Source organism: Clostridium pacaense, assembly GCF_020709765.2.
In the GTDB taxonomy this organism is placed as follows: Bacteria; Bacillota; Clostridia; order Lachnospirales; family Lachnospiraceae; genus Enterocloster; species Enterocloster hominis.
The window spans coordinates 69,923-87,702 of sequence record NZ_JAJFEB020000004.1 but is presented as its reverse complement, the minus strand read 5'-3'; the positions used below and the strand labels follow the sequence as shown (position 1 = coordinate 87,702).

General features: G+C 50.6%; 15 protein-coding genes. 3 read left to right on the top strand and 12 right to left on the bottom strand.

Annotated features, from left to right (window positions below; genetic code table 11):
* Positions 1-15: 15 nt before the first annotated feature.
* The 7 genes from LK536_RS38525 to LK536_RS38495 form a co-directional block, all read right to left on the bottom strand.
* Positions 16-2,787 carry a sigma 54-interacting transcriptional regulator gene (locus tag LK536_RS38525; RefSeq protein ID WP_227795545.1) on the bottom strand — a complete coding sequence of 924 codons (2,772 nt, stop codon included), beginning with the start codon at positions 2,785-2,787 and terminating at the stop codon, positions 16-18.
* A gap of 150 nt (positions 2,788-2,937) precedes the next feature.
* Positions 2,938-3,765, bottom strand: a complete 828-nt coding sequence (locus LK536_RS38520; RefSeq protein ID WP_008717787.1) for a PTS system mannose/fructose/sorbose family transporter subunit IID — start codon at positions 3,763-3,765, stop codon at positions 2,938-2,940.
* On the bottom strand, positions 3,758-4,597 hold the full coding sequence (locus LK536_RS38515; RefSeq protein ID WP_008717789.1) for a PTS mannose/fructose/sorbose/N-acetylgalactosamine transporter subunit IIC: 840 nt from the start codon (positions 4,595-4,597) through the stop codon (positions 3,758-3,760). The genes LK536_RS38520 and LK536_RS38515 overlap by 8 nt, the downstream gene beginning before the upstream one ends.
* A gap of 26 nt (positions 4,598-4,623) precedes the next feature.
* The gene (locus tag LK536_RS38510) at positions 4,624-5,109 is read right to left on the bottom strand and encodes a PTS sugar transporter subunit IIB (protein ID WP_008717791.1); all 486 of its coding nucleotides are present in this window, start codon (positions 5,107-5,109) and stop codon (positions 4,624-4,626) included.
* 73 nt (positions 5,110-5,182) lie between these two features.
* On the bottom strand, positions 5,183-5,599 hold the full coding sequence (locus tag LK536_RS38505) for a PTS sugar transporter subunit IIA (protein ID WP_227795546.1): 417 nt from the start codon (positions 5,597-5,599) through the stop codon (positions 5,183-5,185).
* A 277-nt stretch (positions 5,600-5,876) separates the two neighbouring features.
* Positions 5,877-7,550, bottom strand: a complete 1,674-nt coding sequence (locus LK536_RS38500; RefSeq protein WP_227795547.1) for a glycoside hydrolase family 13 protein — start codon at positions 7,548-7,550, stop codon at positions 5,877-5,879.
* A 118-nt stretch (positions 7,551-7,668) separates the two neighbouring features.
* Entirely contained in the window at positions 7,669-8,253 is a 585-nt protein-coding gene (locus LK536_RS38495) for a LysE family transporter (protein ID WP_120056268.1), read from the bottom strand.
* A 128-nt stretch (positions 8,254-8,381) separates the two neighbouring features.
* On the opposite strand from LK536_RS38495, the gene LK536_RS38490 reads away from it, so the two are divergent.
* Both LK536_RS38490 and LK536_RS38485 read left to right on the top strand, forming a co-directional pair.
* On the top strand, positions 8,382-8,933 hold the full coding sequence (locus tag LK536_RS38490; protein WP_227795548.1) for a helix-turn-helix domain-containing protein: 552 nt from the start codon (positions 8,382-8,384) through the stop codon (positions 8,931-8,933).
* 268 nt (positions 8,934-9,201) lie between these two features.
* The gene (locus tag LK536_RS38485; protein ID WP_227795549.1) at positions 9,202-10,629 is read left to right on the top strand and encodes an MATE family efflux transporter; all 1,428 of its coding nucleotides are present in this window, start codon (positions 9,202-9,204) and stop codon (positions 10,627-10,629) included.
* An 83-nt stretch (positions 10,630-10,712) separates the two neighbouring features.
* Here the strand turns inward: LK536_RS38485 and LK536_RS38480 are convergent, their stop codons facing one another.
* The 4 genes from LK536_RS38480 to LK536_RS38465 form a co-directional block, all read right to left on the bottom strand.
* Entirely contained in the window at positions 10,713-11,741 is a 1,029-nt protein-coding gene (locus tag LK536_RS38480; protein ID WP_506092108.1) for a MarR family transcriptional regulator, read from the bottom strand.
* Between the two features lie 36 nt (positions 11,742-11,777).
* Complete coding sequence (locus tag LK536_RS38475) at positions 11,778-12,149, bottom strand: metal-dependent transcriptional regulator (RefSeq protein ID WP_025486562.1); 372 nt, start codon at positions 12,147-12,149, stop codon at positions 11,778-11,780.
* Positions 12,150-12,172: 23 nt separating this feature from the next.
* The gene (locus LK536_RS38470) at positions 12,173-13,063 is read right to left on the bottom strand and encodes a cation diffusion facilitator family transporter (protein ID WP_025486561.1); all 891 of its coding nucleotides are present in this window, start codon (positions 13,061-13,063) and stop codon (positions 12,173-12,175) included.
* A gap of 165 nt (positions 13,064-13,228) precedes the next feature.
* Positions 13,229-15,151 carry a sensor domain-containing diguanylate cyclase gene (locus tag LK536_RS38465; RefSeq protein ID WP_329602209.1) on the bottom strand — a complete coding sequence of 641 codons (1,923 nt, stop codon included), beginning with the start codon at positions 15,149-15,151 and terminating at the stop codon, positions 13,229-13,231.
* 348 nt (positions 15,152-15,499) lie between these two features.
* Here LK536_RS38465 and LK536_RS38460 point away from each other — a divergent pair, with 348 nt between their 5' ends.
* Positions 15,500-16,945 (top strand): GntR family transcriptional regulator, encoded by a 1,446-nt coding sequence (locus tag LK536_RS38460; RefSeq protein WP_227795551.1) that lies wholly within the window; start codon positions 15,500-15,502, stop codon positions 16,943-16,945.
* Positions 16,946-16,968: 23 nt separating this feature from the next.
* Here the strand turns inward: LK536_RS38460 and LK536_RS38455 are convergent, their stop codons facing one another.
* Positions 16,969-17,679: a Crp/Fnr family transcriptional regulator gene (locus LK536_RS38455; protein ID WP_227795552.1), complete on the bottom strand. Its 711-nt coding sequence runs from the start codon at positions 17,677-17,679 to the stop codon at positions 16,969-16,971.
* Positions 17,680-17,780: the final 101 nt, after the last annotated feature.

Sequence of the window (17,780 nt, the reverse complement as noted above, 5' to 3'; positions counted from 1 at the left end):
CCAAGGATTATATGTCTAATCCTTTTCTTCAATGATGATTCTCCTGAACAGTTCATAGAGCAGGGAAAGTTCATAGGAATTCATCCTGATCCTGTACTTCTGCTCCATTTCCTTGAAAACCTCCCTGGATATCCCATAAAACCGATTTTCCTGGGGGGACAGTCCGCGCGTCTGTTCCTGCACCGGGTCCGTGGTCATAAGCCGCTCAATCATGAACGCAATGTGCATATACAGGTTCAGCCTGACATGCCCGGTCATTTCCAGGTGATAATACTGCTCGTACTTCATAAGGACCAGTTCCACCTCGTTGATGACCACCGTGGGGTTTAAGAACCGGAGGCGGCTGACAATTCCTTCTATGGAAAAGAACCGGATGTACTCCCGTTTCAGCTCCTCGAATTCCTCCCTGGTAATCAGTCCCTTAAAGGACCCCCAAAGCTGGTCCTCCCCCTTGCCATCCAGGATGTCGTAGATATTCAGCCAGGGCACCCCAACATGTTCCGGCAATGCCGAAGTGGTGAGTATGAGCAGGGTCTGCTTAAAATACTCCCTGGGGTTCTCATCCAGCAGCCTGCGCAGCTCCTGGTAATCCATTGTCACGATGTCAATCAGGGACTGGTCGATGACCTTGCACATGGCCTCCTGAAGCTTTTCCGCTATGCCTACGCCGGACATGCAGGACACGATGATGTTCCTGCCCCTGGATATCCCCTCAAAATACTGGATTTCAAAGGCATATGTCTCCCTGGCAGCCTTCACGATATCCAGGAAGGAGCACCGCCCCAGCATCTTGATACCCACATCCAGGGCAATGGCCGTGGTCACATTGTTGATGATCAGCAGATCTCCCGCCAAATCGTTCTTGATGGAGGAATACAGCTGGCTGAGGGAACCGGTGTCCACCAGAAGGATCATCCCCTTCCTCGCATTGACCCGTTCCAGGTACTGCCTGACCTTTGCTATGGTATCCTCCACCGCCGTCTCCATGGGCATGTCGATGGCCTCAAACACAAAGGTGCGGCAGGTCCGGTTGGCAACCTTCTGGATACTGCTGGCCGTGGAATCCCCATGGGCAACAATCAGTCCATGGAATTCCATGGTTTCCACCATATATTCGTGGAGGGACAGGGCAAACAGGAAATCAAGGGCGCCTCCCGTTTCCTGGTCCATCTCATAAAGCCTGCTACAGATCTGTCCCGCCACATAGTATGCCTTGGGCATGGCCTGCTCAAAATAGGCATCCAGTTTCCTGAATAAGTCTTCCCCCGGACTACTGGATCTGAATAAGCCGTGCAGGAACCCCAACTCTTCCAGGACAATCTTTACCTCCCCCACGCCGTAGGAACAGAGGATTTCACGGCAGATTGGAACAAACAGGTTCCAATCCGGCTCCCCCCTGTAACCGGCGTGTTCCCGGGCCTTCAGTTTCTTCACCATGCGTTTGAAATTAAGGTATACGCTGTCCACCGAAGGTTCCATCCGTTCAAAGGGGATTCCGGAAATATCTTCCCACAGCGCCTTTATCTCCCTCACCGTCCCCTCCTCAGGCAGCTCTGCCTGGTCAAAGGGCAGCCCCTCCCCGTCCACCAGGATGGAAGGCAGGCCGTAATATTGTGACAGCTGGCTGCGGCAGTCTGCCTCAGGCAGTTCCCTCATGGTAATATGCAGTATATCGCTTCCCCCCTGCCTGTAAAATGCATTGGCACAGCTGACCTGTATCAGGTTCTCCAGCTTTCCGATGTTCCCCTGCAGCCGCGTGAGCATCAGGGCCTGCGCCACTTCTCCCTCCACCTCAATCCGGCGCCCCACCTTCCTGGCTTCCTTCTGATAAAAGAGATACAGCATCTGAAGCCGTTCCTTTAAGGGGCGGTCCATCATGCTGGGGATGGGAACCTGAAGGGTGATACGCCTGCGGAAGGTTTCCAGCAGGACTTCATCCGGGTTTTCCGTGGTGGCGAAAATGAAACGCACCCTGGAGGATTTCCACATATTGTCGCCCAAAGGGCGGTACTGTCCTGAATCCATGAACAGGAACAGTTTTTCCTGGTTCTCAAAGGACAGCCTGTGGACCTCATCCAGGAACAGATAGCCTCCGTCCGCCTCTTTTAAAAGTCCGTCCCGGTCCTTGTCTGCCCCGGTAAAACTCCCCTTCTTATATCCCAGCAATGTGGCTGAGAGAAGTTCCGGGTTATTGGCATAGTCCGCACAGTTTAAGACCACGAAGGGGGCGTTGGCTTCAATGACCCCCTGGCTCAGGGCATATGCATGGATCAGGCGGGCAATGAAACTTTTTCCCACCCCGCTCTCACCGGTAAGGAGCATGGGCAGACCATCCGGCGGATAATTGACGGCCGCCATACACATTTCCACGGTCTGCTTCTGGCTTCCCGCATATCCAACCATGGATGAGAACACGGAGCAGGGCCTGGCGGCATCTGAATTGTCATGCATGGCAGGCGGCGCGGCGGCATCCGGATTACCGTGCATGGCAGGCCGCGCGGCGGCATCTGAGTACCCGCCCGGGGCAGCGGCCTGGTCTGGCTTCGTCCCTGCATTCCCCCACACGTCCTCCCCGAAAAATTCCAGATCCTCCGAGGTCACGGGGAACCAGTACACCGGCCGTGTACTGGTTTTTACCGCAAGCCCGTCCTCCATGAGCCTTGTAAGATAATGGCTCACCACCTGGCGGCTCAGGTTCAGTTTGTCTGCCAGATCTGCCGCCGTTATCTTCCGGTTGCCGCTGCATGATTCCTTTAGCGCTTCATAGACCCGTTCTTTTGCCTGCATGGATAAGATCCTCCCTCATACCTGATTTCCATTTCTCCTCTTCCCTCAACGGGACAGATCCGTTCTTTTACCTTACCATCATCATACCATGGGGATTTGTTATCATGCAATTACAAAACCATGCGGTTCCTAAACTACGCGGTTTCAAAACTACGCGATTCCCAATGCGGAGAGCACGATGCCCAGGACAATCACCCCCACAATCAGCACATTGATGCTCATCTTCTTTTTTGTCAGAAGATAGAAGCATAAAAGGGTAAGGCATAACGGGACCAGGCCCACGAACAGCTGGTCCAGCATGTTCTGGAGGGAGAATATTTCCGTTCCTTCCATGGACAATGAAAGCTTACTGTTAAATACCACCATGCTGCTGGCCATACCGCCTACCATCATGAGTCCCATGATACTGGCCGCCTTGGTGAGGACGGTAATCAGGCCGCCGCTGTACAGCTTCTCAATATATTCAGAACCCAGGCTGTATCCCAAAAACGTGCCATAGTAGCGCACCACGTTGCTTGGGATGTTGAATAACAGCAGGAACACGAGGGGGGCCAGCACATTGCCTGCCTGGGCCATGCTGATGGCTATGCCCGCGCAGATGACCCTCCACACACCCCAGAATATGGAATCACCGATACCTGCCAGCGGTCCCATGAGGCTGGTCTTAATCGGGTTGATGGAACCCGCGTCAAAATCCTTATTCTCGCTGTTCTCCTTCTCCATTGCGCCGCAGAGTCCCATGATGAAGGTGGACATGGGAACCGTGGTATTGAAATAGGAAATATGCCTTGCCATGGCCTCCTTCTTCCCTTCCGGATCATCCTTATAAAACCGGTTGATGAATGGAATCATGGAATAGCAGAACCCGGAGGCCCCCTGTTTCGCCGGGGTCACGGATGTATATAAGGTAAAGGAACGAAGGAATACGGACCTGAGCATCTTCTTTTCTTCTCTGGAAACATCGGTTATCTTAGACATTGAAAAAATCCTCCTCTTCTTCATCTAACATCCCCTCTGCAGGGACAGTGGCAGGTGCAGCGGCTTTTACCCTTATAAGCTGGTTAAGTTCCAGATCCCTCTGCGCCACCAGCAGGGCTGCTATGACCCCCAGGGCTGCAAGGGCAATCAGGGGCAGCTTCAGATAGGCCACCAGCACGAATCCCAGGAAGAAGTAAACGCAGATTTTATGGTTCCACAGAAGCTTTAGAAGCATGGCCATACCTACGGCAGGAAGCAGGTTCCCGCACACCGTAAGGCCGTTCATGATGACAGCCGGGATTGCCTTGACCGCAGCTTCCACTGCCTTGGAGCCGAAAAGGATTGCAAAGAATGGGATCAGGCAGTACAGCCCCCAGTTCAAACACCACAAGCCATAGTGGAGTCTTGTAAGTTTTTTGTCCTCCCCATTCTCAGCCAGCTTATCAAATACAGGCGCAAACCAGCCAATGATGCCGATCCAGATAATATTTTTCGCCTGCTGTCCCAGCATTCCGATGGGAAGGGCCAGCGGGAGGGCAACCTCAGGGCCTCCTCCGCTCATGATGGCAAATGCGCAGCCCACCACGCTTGCGATTCCGCACTCTGCTGCGGATGCGCCTCCTATATTTACGATTCCCATGAACACGGCTTCCAGGGATGCGCCGATGAGAAGTCCCTGCTGTATATCCCCGAACAGCCACCCTATGATAGGGCAGATGAATACGGGACGGTCCAGCATGGTGAATCCCAGCAGGTCCCTGACACCGGATGCGATAAGTACCATGACTGCAATCACAAATGCAGTAACAAGTATGGATGAATGTGCTAACATGAATGAATCCCCTTTCTTTCTATGATTTACAATACTTCTGAAACAAGCTTCTTTTCATCGGAAGGAACCATCTGAAGGGCTGTATCCGGAGCCAGCTCCACCAGTTCCCTTAAGGCTTCCATCTCGTCGGCCGTCAGGCTTACCGACCGGGAAATGATGGTGCGCTCCGTACCGTCGCCGCTGGTGAACCGTCCTGCATTGCCGATGTTCACATATTCGATACCAGGTACGGCCTTATAAATTTCCAGGGCATTCCTCACCGTCTTTACCAATACCAGTATCCTCATCCCCTCAGACCTTGGATTGTTAAGCAAGGCAATGATTTCCGGCATTGTCTTGATGATGCATTTGATGCCGTCCGGCACAGCCATTTTAAGCGTCATCTTCTGCATCTCATTGGCGGCTGCCTCGTCATCAGCAACCATGATGCCCTGTATCCCCAAATCCCTTGTCCACGCCATGGCCACCTGTCCATGGATCAATCTCTCATCTACCCTTAAAGCCTTAACCATAATCTCTCTCCTCTCTCATTATGGGCTTCTGGCGTCCCTGTCTTAGACGCCGCCCTGCGGTAAACGCCACTGTTTACCCAAAGAAATCCTCATCCTGTCCTTCCTGGTTGACCAGTTCCACAAGCTCCATCTGATTCCTGGAATCCTCGATATACTGTTTAATCCCGTCCTTCGTGATTCCTTCCGGCGCAATGGCCAGGGCCACCAGCAGCGGCAGGTTAAAACCTGCGACTAAAAATACATTTTCCCTGACTGCATATGGCACGATTTTCTGGTTCACGCTTCCGCCCTTGATATCCGTGAGCACAATCACCTGATCCTCCGGCCGGATCTGGGCGAAATACTGTTCCAGTGTCTCCACCAGATTCTCATCCTGGTCCACATAGGCGTTGATGCAGGTAATATTTCCTACATTCCCCATAAGGAAGCGGACCGTGCTCTCCGCCCCGGAAGCAAAGGTCCCGTGGGTGGCTATCAAAATCTTCTTCATATTGGAACTCCTTCCCTTTTCTGTTTGATTTTCATTTCACTTATATATTAAGCAAATACGGTGCCAACTTTTTTTAGACACTTAAAATACGCTGGAATTGCCTTGATTTCATAGTCATATAAAAATTTTACCATACCACCCCGTAACGTGTCTAATTAAAGTGTCCAATACTTGTGTCCAAAATGTCTGTTTAAAATCCTGCTGCGGGACAGATGGAATTGGACACAAAAAAAGCCAGCAGTCCAAAGCTGCTGGCCGGGAACAATCCGTTCCCAATTTACGACTCCACTATAAAGGCTTCATATGGCTGCATCATGCCATCCTCCAAGATTTGCGGCCTGTTTTGGATGACCGCCCTGCAGCCGGGATACAGGATACCGTCCAGCCGCCCGGCCGGAACCGGCCGGTCCGTCAGGTTCGCTGCCACCAGCCATCTCCTCCCCCTGTATTCCCGTTCATACGCAAACAGGGATTCATCCTCCGGAAGTAACAGGCGGTAGCTTCCTTCTGTAAGGATTTCCTCCTGGTGGCGGAGCCGGATCAGCTTCTGATAATAATAGAACACGGAATCCTGGTCTTTAAGGGCTTCCTCCACATTGATTTCCTTATAACGCGGATTCACCTTGAACCACGGGGTGCCGGAGGTGAATCCTGCATTCTCCCCATCTGTCCACTGCATCGGGGTCCTGGCATTGTCCCTGCTCTTATTCCATACTGCCTTCTGAAATTCCTCCCTGCTGATGGTCTTTTCACGTTCCACCAGCTCCAGGAGGGCATTTTTCACTTCCACGTCCTCATACTCCTCCAGCTGGTATGAAGCATTGACCATTCCGATTTCCTCCCCCTGGTACACATAGGGGGTGCCCTTCATCCCGTGAAGGATTGTGGCATAGGCCTTGGCGCATTCCTTTCTGTAGCAGGTATCATTGCCCCAGCGGGAAATCACCCTGGGCTGGTCGTGGTTTTCCAGATAGAGGGCATTCCATCCATGTCCCTCCAGCTTTTCCTGCCAGTCCGACATGACCCGTTTTAAATCCCGGACATCAAATGGTTTCAATGCCCACTTGCGGTTCACATGGCCCGGGATCCGGTCAATGTTCATATGTTCAAATGTAAAAATCATATTCAGTTCCTTCCGTCCCGGGTCCACGAACAGACGGGCATTCTCCGAAGTGGAGCCAGGCGCCTCCCCCACGGTCATGCAGTCATAACCTGCCAGCGCTTCCCTGTTCATTTCCTGAAGGTACTCATGAAGCCTCGGTCCATTGGAATGCATGAACCCGGTATAATAACGCCTGCCTGGCTCTTCCGGGTAATCCGGGAAATCCGTATACTTGGAAATGGAGGCAATCACATCCATGCGCCAGCCGTCCACGCCCTTATCCATCCAGAATTTCATAAGGTCATAGACCTCCCTGCGCACGGTCTCATTCTCCCAGTTAAGGTCAGGCTGCTTCTTATCATAAAAATGCAGGTAATACTGCCCCCGTGTCCCGTCATAGGTCCAGGCACTGCCGCAGAAGCTGGAACCCCAGTTATTCGGCTCCCCTCCCCCGTCCTTTGGATCCTTCCAGATATAATAACCGCTGTAAGGATTATCCCCTGATTTCCTGCTTTCCACAAACCACCTATGTTCATCCGAGGTATGGTTGGCAACCAGGTCCATGACAATCTTAAGCCCCCGGTCATGGGCCTTTTGAATCAGTTCATCCATATCCTCCATGGTGCCGAATTTCCCATACATCTTCCGGTAATCCCGGATATCATAGCCATTATCCTGCTGGGGTGAATCATAGACAGGGCTGAGCCATATGACATCAATTCCCAGTTCCTTCAGATAGTCCAGCTTTTGGATGATTCCCTGGAGATCCCCGAAGCCATCCCCGTTGGAATCCTTGAAACTTCTGGGATAAATCTGGTACACAACGGACTTCTTCCACCAATCGCCCATATACATATCTCCTCTTCTTAATTAAATTTCCTGAAAGCGCCTGAATCCGCCTTCATGTCCTGATGGGATTATATACAGATACCGCGTCCGTGGTCAACAGGTTACGCCCATAACCTCCTTATTGCACAAACAGCGCGGCCGCGCAGTAAACCAGAAGGACCGCCATCATAAGGTTGACCCCCTTTGCATGCCTGGCAAGATATTTACAAAACGCCGAACCGCACAGCGCCCACACAAAGGAGCCGGACGCGCCGATAAGCGCCAGCAGGATGGTGAATCCAATGATTGCCCCGGTGGAATGATACACTGGAAGGATATAAAGCGTCATGGCCGTAACCGCATAAATATAAATCTTCGGATTGGCAAACTGCAGTATCATACCGGATAGGAAGCTGGCCTCCTTACTGCTGTCCGTACTTGGATTGACCGGGCTTTTTAAGACCTTCCATGCAAGGTAAAGCATATACGCCGCCCCGAAAAACTGCATGGTTAACTTTAATCTGGGCAGAAGGGTGTACAGCGTTGTGCTGCAAACCGTACAGACCGTCATGACAACGGAAAAGCCGGCCAGTATACCAAGATTGAATCGGAAGCTGCGGCGAAAGCCAAGCCGTGCCGCATTGCTCATGGATAATAAATTGTTGGCGCCTGGGGTGTACGCTGTAATAAAACAGTAAATCAGGAAATCGGATAAATGAAACATTTGTGCCCTCCTCTTTACAAGTCCTGTCATAAATTATATAATAGTACAAAATGACTATTATATTGTACTTGTACGATATAATAATACATCTTGTTCGTTATATTGTCAATAAGAAGGAGGAACGTTTGATGGATTCCATGAATTTGATTGTCGCTAAAAATATACGGAGACTGCGTGAAGAAAATAAGCTGAGTATGGACGAACTGTCAAAGTTAAGCGGTGTCAGCAAAAGTATGCTTGCACAGATTGAACGGGGGGAGGGAAATCCAACCATTTCAACCCTTTGGAAACTCTCAAATGGCATGAAGGTGCCTTTCGACGCTTTAACCGTCCGCCCGAAAAGTCCTTATGAGATTGTGGATACGGCAGAATTACAGCCGCTGCTTGAAGATGGCGGGAAGGTTAAAAACTATTCCATCTTCCCGGATGATGAGAACCGCAGGTTTGCAGTCTATTATCTGGAATTGGATGAGGGAAGTTTCTGGGAATCAGAGCCGCACCTGAAAGGCACCACTGAATTCATCACAATATCTGCAGGCCGTATTGAAATCAGCGCCGATGGACACCGGTTCACGGTGGGGAAGGGCGAAAGCATACGGTTTAAGGCTGACTGTGTCCACTCTTACAGGAACACAGGGCATAAAACCGCAATCCTGCATATGATTTTGTATAATCCGTAAAAGGCAGGAATGGATTTCACCACACCCACCAGACCCCACCCTAAAAAGCGTCCATCCAGCAGATCCTGCAGCGTCCGTATGGTAAATCTGCACTATATATACCAAGGAAAATTTTGTAAATTTTTCACAATTACACAGACCGGGAAATTTTGATATATTAGATACTGCAATATGGCTGTAGCTTCTGTCGTGAAGGTCATTCACGGAGGCTGCAGCCTTTTTATGTCTGCAAAAAAAGAAAATCAAAGAAAATCAAACGGAGGTTTTTATGAATCAGGATTCAAACCATTACATGGCAGAAGAACCCATAGGAAGGCTGATGCTCAGGTTTTCCATCCCCTGCATCATGTCCCTGCTGGTATCTGCCCTTTACAACATCGTGGACCAGATTTTCATTGGCCGCGGCGTTGGATTTCTGGGAAATGGAGCCACCAATGTGGTATTTCCCGTGACAATCATCGCCCTTGCCCTGTCCCTTCTGGTGGGTGACGGATGCGCCGCCTTCTTAAGCATCTGCCAGGGACGGATGGACGGGGAGCAGGCGCACAAGAGCGTGGGAAATGCCGTCGGTATCATCACCGCGTCCGCCATCCTGCTGACCCTGGTATTTGCAGTGTTCCGCGACCGCATCCTGGTGGGCTTCGGCGCAACCGCCAATAATATGGGGTATGCCAGGGAGTATTTCTCCTGCCTGATCATCGGTATTCCATTTTTCATGTTTACCAACTCCATGAATTCCATCATCCGTGCCGACGGCAGCCCTCAGTTTGCCATGGGTTCCACCCTGATCGGATGTTTCATCAACGTAATCCTTGACCCCATAGCCATATTCGTGCTGGGCTGGGGCATGAAGGGAGCGGCGCTGGCTACCATCACAGGACAGATTGTGTCTGCCCTTCTGGCAGTATACTACCTGGCCAGGGCAAAATCCTTCCGCCTGAAAAAGAGCAGCTTCATACCGGATACCGCCATACTGAAGCATATCCTGCCCCTTGGGATCAGCAGCTTCCTGACGCAGATATCCATTGTGGTCATCATGGCCGTAATGAACAATGTACTGGTCATCTACGGCGCACAGTCCAAATATGGGGCTGACATCCCGCTGACCGTGGTGGGGATTGTCATGAAGGTATTTCAGATCGTGATATCCATTGTGGTCGGGATTGCGGCCGGCTCCCAGCCCATCGTGGGATATAATTACGGCGCCGGGCACTGGCACAGGGTAAAATCCATCTTCAGGACCATGATGATGGCCGAGTTCTGCGTGGGACTCATATCCATGATATGCTTTGAGGCCTTCCCACTACAGATCATCAACCTATTCGGCAGTGAGGACGGGCTGTACAATGAGTTTGCAGTGCTGGCCTTCCGCATTTTCCTGGGAGGGATCGTGCTCTGCTGCATCCAGAAATCCTGCAGCATCTTCCTGCAGTCCATCGGAAGGCCCACGCTGTCCATGATGCTGTCCCTGTTCAGGGACTTTATCTTAAGCGTCCCCTTAACATTAATCCTGCCCAGGTTGTCCGGCGTAACCATGACCCTGTATTCCGGGCCAATCGCAGACGTGGTTTCCTTTGGGGCGGCTGTCCTGTTCATGTCCCGGATTCTCAGGGAACTGGACCGGCTGGAGGACAGCGCAGGGGAACCGGCAGATATCCAGGGAAACATCCAATCCCTTGAAAAGGCCGGGTGCTGAAAAACCGGCGGTTAAGGAACTATCTGCTAATAAGCCAGGCGATGAAAATTCAGCGGATAATAAACCAGCCAATATTCCCATCATTACCGTCTCCGCCTGTCAAAACGCCTTCCAGGATCCCTTTCGTCCTCATACCGGCCGCGTCCAAAACCATTGCCAAAGGGGCCATCCCCATGGAAATGCTCCCTGCGGCTGTGGCCGCGGCTTAATATATAATCATGCATTTCCTTCATCCTGCCAAATGTATAGTCAGAAGGATGCTCCGGATCCAAATGCCTTATGATTTCGTCTTCCAGGCGTTCCAAAAAACCTTTAAACTGCTTCTGCTCCTGATCATCAAAGCAGTCAAACAGGCGGTCCGTGTCCCTGCCGTCAAACCCATCCGCCTGTTCTACCGCCCTGCGGCCCTCTTCCGTCAGTATGATATCCATACTCCGTCTGTCATGTTCACTTGGCACGCGCTTCACATAGCCCTTGTTCTCCAGCTTTCTTAATAGTTCGCTCATGGACTGGGTACTGATTCCAAGAAGATAGGACAGTTCCCTGTGGCTTATCTCCGGCTTCAGCTTTAAGATTGCCAGGATCCGGCCCTGGCCTTTAAATGGGCTTCCCATGGGGCCATTTTCCTTGTAAGCCTCTGTCTGGTAGCGGTGTAAGAGCATTCCGATATGAAAGAAGTGTTCGGACAGGTTTTTTCCATTGTCCTTCTGCTCCTGGCCTATACCCTGGTCCCTATCACAGTCTGCGTCACAGTATGACCCCCGCTCCCCGTCATAGCCTGCATCCTGGCCCATTTTGGGTTCCATGCCATGTTCCTTTTTGAGTTCCGTGCCATGTTCCTTTTTGACTTCCATGCCATGTTCCTTTTTTGGTTCTATGTCATGTTCCTTTTTGACTTCCATGCCATGTTCCTTTTTTGGTTCTATGCCATACTCCATGTCCTGCTTCCTGCTCTCATCTTCATTTCCCTTACTTATATTGCCCTCGCTCATATTTCCCTCATTCATATTGCCCTCGCTCATATTTCCCTCATTCATATTTCCCTCATTCATATTGCCTTCATTCATATTGCCTTCATTCATATTTCCTTCATCCATATTTCCCTCATTCATATTTCCCTCATTCATATAACCCACATCCAACTCCTTTCATTCTGCCGCCTGTTCCATGATTCCCCTGATACCTATTATGGATTCAGGGCTTAAATAATGCTCTATCCTGCATGCGTCATGCTCCGCGACCTCTTCCGGGACCCCGATGCTGCACAGGAACCGTTTAAATGTTTCATAGGAATCGTTGATTTTAGACGCAATTGCATAACCATCTTCCGTCAGGTCAACCTCATGGTTTTCATGTACCTTAATCAGGTTCTCCGATGCCAGTTTACGGAACGCAATGGAAACGCTTGGTTTTTTGACGTCCAGTGCCGATGCCACATCAATGGCCCGCACATGCCCATTCTTATTTTTCAAATACAATATGGCCTTTAGATAATTTTCTTTTGAAACCGTGATGTTCATGGCTCACCCTTCTTATATTCCAGCTACCCCAGAATCTGTTCCATACTCAACGAAAAAACGGGACTCAGCCCAAGCGCCCTCAGTTCTCCTTCAATGCCGTCCATACATCCATTGACCTCCTCCTGGGAACAGGATGGATTTACCGTGATCTGCAGCGACACAATCCTGCGCTCCGGACCGTAATCGTGGAAATCAATCTGCTTTAATGTCACAAGTTCCTTCCTTGCGTCAAAAACCGCCTGAATCTGGGACTGCTGCTGTCCGGATATCCCCTCGCCCAGAAGCAGTGTGAAGTGACTGATGAATGACTGGAATCCATCCTTCATGACCAGCACACTGATCATGATTCCCACAATCCAGTCCGCTGAAAGTCCGGTCAGTGAATAAAGGGCCGCAGAGCCAATGGTCAGCATGGTCATCTTGATGTCCGCGGCCTCATTCTGCTCACAGGCAGCCAGGGCCATGGAATCCAGCTCACGGTTCACATGTCTGGTATACGCCGACATACCGCACTTGACCAGGATGGACAGGAGGGATACCCCATAGACCAGAAGGGGCAATGAGCGGTCCCGCGGGTGCCGGATCCAGTGTATGGATTCCCGGAACATGGAAACTCCTGCCAGGATAATGGTCATGGAAATAATGAGGCCAAGGACATATTCCACCCTGCCATGGCCATAAGGATGAAGGCTGTCCCCCTTGCGCCCGGACATCCTGAATCCCAGCAATACCAGCAGGGAGTTTAATGCATCCATCAGGTTATCATACCCTTCCGCCAGGACAGCCACATTCCCGCACGTGATTCCGGCCGTATACTTACAGGCAAAAAGCAGGAGGTTGCCGGCCGCGGACAATATCCCCACCCTGGCGCCCAGGTTTTCCCTGGACATGGGCTGTGTCAGTGTTTGTTCCATATATACCACTCCTCTCCGGGCCGGCATGGGCCAGCCATATGGACGATTTTACGGATACCCCGGTATCCGTACACGTAAATTACATCAGGTACCTGATATAAATATAGCAGGTACCTGATGTATTGTCAACCCGGAGTTTAAAATCAGTTCACCGGCCCAGACAGATTACGAATCAACCGTATAACCATTCTTCCCTTTCTGTTTGGTGCGGTAAAGCGCCTGGTCTGCCTTTTCATACAGTGTGTCAAAGTCCCGGTCTTCTTCCGAAGCCACCGATATCCCGATGCTTGCGGACATTTTCCATGTCTTTCCATCCCTGGTGCATTCCGTGTCCAGGGCATGTGAGAGTTCCGCCGCCTTCTTCCTGACCCAGTCCGCGCCCGGAATGGGAATGAATGCCACAAACTCATCACCGCCAATCCGTCCCAGCACATCACCCTCCCGGAAATGTTCCCGTATGATCCTGGTGAATTCCCGTATGCAGTAATCCCCAAATGCATGGCCAAAGCAGTCATTGGCCTGTTTGAAATTATCAATATCAAAGATGAAGAATGCGTATGCCTTTTCAGGCTCCTCTGTCAGCAGTGCAGTCACCTTGCGCTTGGTTGCGGCCTTGGTCAGGAACCGTGTCATCTCATCAATATAAGCCAGAAGCTCCTTTTTCTTTTCCTCATCAATATTCTTACGGTAGGTAAACATGTGCAGGCAGTTATCCTCATGGGAAAAGAAAATATACGCGTCAATGCGCATCCAGAAATAACCGCTGCCATCCTGGGTTATCATGAAATCGTATTTCAGGTGGCTGTTTCCATTTTCATATTCCCGGATTACATTCTCAGGAGTGAAGGTAGAGATGTAACCCTGCCTGAATTCCTTCTTAATCTGCTTCTGCGCTATGACCCGCAGTGCCTGGTCATAGGGCAGCCCCTGGGCTCCCAGGCTTTCAAAGTACTGGGCCGTGCGCTGGTTTCCTGTACAGTTCCTGGTAATGTTCAGTTCGTAGATATTGTCGTAGAGCTGTTCCGTTGCCTGCTGGAATGCATTTTCCCGCTCCTCCATAAGCTTTGTGATCTGCTTGTTAAAATTGCGTATGACCGTGGTGATGATGAACAGCACAATGGAAATGATGACAGCAATGCCAAGGATGGTCTGGTACAGGCGGTCCCGTATCACATGGACCGTATCCTCGCTGTCCTGGTCTATGACAAGGTGCCAGGACAGATCCGGTATGTATCTTGTGACCACGAAACTCTTCCCCTGGTCCAGGGAGTTGTCGGTCCAGAATCCAAGATTCTCCGTATCCTCTTTAAATCCCATGATTTCATCCCGTATCCCCTCCTGCCCGTGAACCTCAAACCAGTCTGTCTTACTGTAACCCGTATATGTGGTGGATACCTCAATTATACCGTCCTCATTGACCAGGCATATGTTCATGTTGTATTTGTCCTCATAGCCCTCAAGGAATTCTTTCAGGTAGCTGATGCGGATTCCCACCCCTACAATTCCCAGTATATTCCCGGAGCTGTCCGCCACCTTACAGTTCACGAATACCGTGATGGCATCATCCGAACCATCCACCTCATCGTTATCCACATTCATGGAATATCCAAGGCCGCTGTCCATCAGGTCAAAATACCAGCCATTCTCCGGATCATCCTCAGCCAGCACCCTGTCTATACCGTTGAAATTATAATACCGCCTGGTAGCTGACGATACCAGGAAAACAGAATCAAACCCGTATTTATCCCGGTAGGTTTTAAGGTAGGTCTGAAGCCTTTGGACATATTCCCCATTCTCAAGGTTTTCTGTCTCACAGGACAGCTGCTCCACCAGGAGGCTGTCATGGGCCATTGTCAGCGAAATGTTGACCGGCTTTGTCAGAAGGGTCGTAAGCTGGTAATGGATCCCCTCCCCTGTAAGCGATGCAACCTGTTCAATATTATTAAGAGTGGCCTGGTAATTGGCCCTGTAACTGAAAAACGCGGTCATGGAAAATCCTACAATCAGGACGATACTGATCAGCAGGTTTGTTTTGATTAATTGATTATTCTTCACAGCTGTTGTCTCCATTCTCATACCGTTATTCACCCCGTGCCCTCCTATATAGGCCACCCTATATAAGACATTCAATATGTGCCATCCTGCCAGGGAAGGATGGTCCATTGCATAATAAAAAGCCGCCAGAGGATTTAATTGCTCTGTGCAGCTTTTGAAATTCATATGGTTGCAGGTCACACCATCGTCCCTATTCTTATTATACACGACTTTTCTGTTTGTGGAATCCGTTTATTAAAAGAATATGAAAGGAATATCAGGTTCCGGAAATTCTTACGCCCTGATTTCCGCCTTACCTTTTCTCCAATAGTATGGTAAAATCTTATATAATCCGAGAAAATCAGGGCCTAATTTACAGCAGATTTCATACGATAGGGGGATGTGACATTGATAAATGAGAATGAACTGCAGCAGGTCATCTACAACGTACTGCTGATGCAGATCCGGTTTGGCGCGTACCGTTACGGGGCACGCCTGCCCACGCTGGAAGAAGCCAGCCAGCTGTTCCTTGTGTCCATTGACACGGTCCGTGCCGCCTATCTGAGCCTGAAACAGGAGGGCTATATCAGTCTGTCCAGAAGCGTGGGGGCTTCTGTCAGGGTATTATACACATCTGAGGAGATAGAACAGCACATACAGGCATTTTATGCCCTCAGGAAAGATGGGCTGATTGACGTAAGCCGCTCCATGCGGCCCCTGTTCAGCCATGCACAGTGCATTGGCTTTCAAAACGCCTCACCGGAAACATTGGATAAAATCCAGGCGCTTTCCTCTGACAGCCGCCTTCTTCCTTCCCATGCCATGATCCGGATCCTGCAACACATTTATGGTTCCCTGGATAATGATCTGCTGATGCGCCTTGTATGGAGGATATTCATGTTCTTCCAGGCGCCCTTCCTCAGTATAGACCAGAACATAAAACACTTCGAGGAAGAAGCCAATCCACTCTTTAACATGATTAGGCTCTGCCGCAACAAGGAGTGGGAAAGGCTGAGGATTGCGGTGGAGGATTTTCAGGAACAGCTTTCCACGGCCCTGATTGGTTTTTGTGACAAGCGTATCATGATGTCCCCTGCCGGCAAGCAGATTGAATTCCATTGGTACAGCTATGAGAAGGCTTCCCAGCTCCGTTACTCCCTTGGCATGGAAATCCTGATTTCCGTCAACCGCGGCCTCTATCCGGCCGGCTCCTTCCTTCCCTCGCTGGATAAGCTTTCAAAGGAAAAACATGTTTCCGTCAGCACGGTACGCCGTACCCTGAACCTGCTCAACAGCATCGGCGTAACAAAGTCCATCAATGGGCTGGGAACCAGGATCCTCTCGCAGGAGGAAATTGCTGATAATTGCGATTTAACCCAGCCCGTTGCCCGCAGGCGCCTGCTGGATTGTGCGCAGGGTCTCCAGGCCATTGCCCTCTCCTGTAAGGATGTGGCTGAACTGACCGCTGCTTCCCTTGACAGCGAGGCAATATGCCAGTTTTGGCAGCATCTGGATTTATTGAAACAAACGGACAGATATGAACTGACTGCATTTTCCATCCTCAAGTTCTTCATCCATCACGCCCCCTTCCACGCAGTCAGGACAGCATACGCAGAACTGTTCCAGCAGCTGATGTGGGGGCATCCGCTGCGCGGTATGCGCACGGATGCGGATGACCTGAAGTCATTCTATCTGTCCTATCTGGACTTTTTTATAGGATGCGTGAAAAAGAACGACTTTACCGGGTTTGCGGATAAGCTGGAGGAACTTATCATGTTTGAATTCAGGTCAATGCTTGAAAAGCTTGAGGCTCTTGGGATTCCGGAAGCCTCCTGCCTGCTTTTTTAGGCAATTCACCTGACCTGCCCGCCTTACTGGCAAATCCTCTCCTGATGCCGCTTCAGCTGCTCCAGGCTCCTGATACAGTAATATCCGTTAATCTGTTCAATCAGGGCCATCTCCTTCAGCTCCTTGATTGCCCTGACGGCCGTAACCCGGTTGATTCCTAACAGGTTGGATAGAAGCTGCTGGCTGATTTTCTCCTTAATCAGAATCTTGCCGTCATAGGGTACTCCGTAGTGCTCTGCGAATATAAGAAGAAGGTCGCATATCTTCCAGGCCGCATTATGGAAATTCGTATGCCGTATCTGCTCCATGGAGGAAAGGAACTTGGTGGAAAGGGATTCCATGATATCCATGGATAACTGGGGGTCCCTGGCAATCCCCTCCAAAAGCATGTCCTTTGTAATCAGTATCAGCTCAGACGGAAGGACCGTCTTAAAATTAACCGGGGATTCCTGGTCAAAGAGAAGGTTCCCCTCCAGAAGGATGGAGTTGCTTTCATTAAAATTGTAAATCCGCTCCTCCCCTGTTATGGTGGTCTCAAAGGCAGCCACCCTGCCCCTCTTGACAATGTAGCAGTAGCCCGGCTTTGTTCCGGCCTGGACCAGCATATGGTTCTTTGGAAATACCTTTCTCTGTCCCAGCTTCTCAAGCCTGGAAATTCCCCTTGGAAGATACAGCAGACGCGAGACAAAATTCGCATGCGGCATCTGTACGGCAGCGCCCGATTCCTGATTCACAAAAATCCCCCTCCCTCAATATGAACTTTTACCAGCCTTACCAGCACATGCCCGGGAATCCATCCCCGCCCGGACATGTCCTGAAACGCCCCCAACGTTCC

Coding starts and splice junctions, on each gene's coding strand:
- LK536_RS38525 (WP_227795545.1), bottom strand. CDS start 2,787: ATGCAGGCAAAAGAACGGGTCTATGAAGCGCTAAAGGAATCATGCAGC.
- LK536_RS38520 (WP_008717787.1), bottom strand. CDS start 3,765: ATGTCTAAGATAACCGATGTTTCCAGAGAAGAAAAGAAGATGCTCAGG.
- LK536_RS38515 (WP_008717789.1), bottom strand. CDS start 4,597: ATGTTAGCACATTCATCCATACTTGTTACTGCATTTGTGATTGCAGTC.
- LK536_RS38510 (WP_008717791.1), bottom strand. CDS start 5,109: ATGGTTAAGGCTTTAAGGGTAGATGAGAGATTGATCCATGGACAGGTG.
- LK536_RS38505 (WP_227795546.1), bottom strand. CDS start 5,599: ATGAAGAAGATTTTGATAGCCACCCACGGGACCTTTGCTTCCGGGGCG.
- LK536_RS38500 (WP_227795547.1), bottom strand. CDS start 7,550: ATGGGCGATTGGTGGAAGAAGTCCGTTGTGTACCAGATTTATCCCAGA.
- LK536_RS38495 (WP_120056268.1), bottom strand. CDS start 8,253: ATGTTTCATTTATCCGATTTCCTGATTTACTGTTTTATTACAGCGTAC.
- LK536_RS38490 (WP_227795548.1), top strand. CDS start 8,382: ATGGATTCCATGAATTTGATTGTCGCTAAAAATATACGGAGACTGCGT.
- LK536_RS38485 (WP_227795549.1), top strand. CDS start 9,202: ATGAATCAGGATTCAAACCATTACATGGCAGAAGAACCCATAGGAAGG.
- LK536_RS38480 (WP_506092108.1), bottom strand. CDS start 11,741: ATGAATGAGGGAAATATGGATGAAGGAAATATGAATGAAGGCAATATG.
- LK536_RS38475 (WP_025486562.1), bottom strand. CDS start 12,149: ATGAACATCACGGTTTCAAAAGAAAATTATCTAAAGGCCATATTGTAT.
- LK536_RS38470 (WP_025486561.1), bottom strand. CDS start 13,063: ATGGAACAAACACTGACACAGCCCATGTCCAGGGAAAACCTGGGCGCC.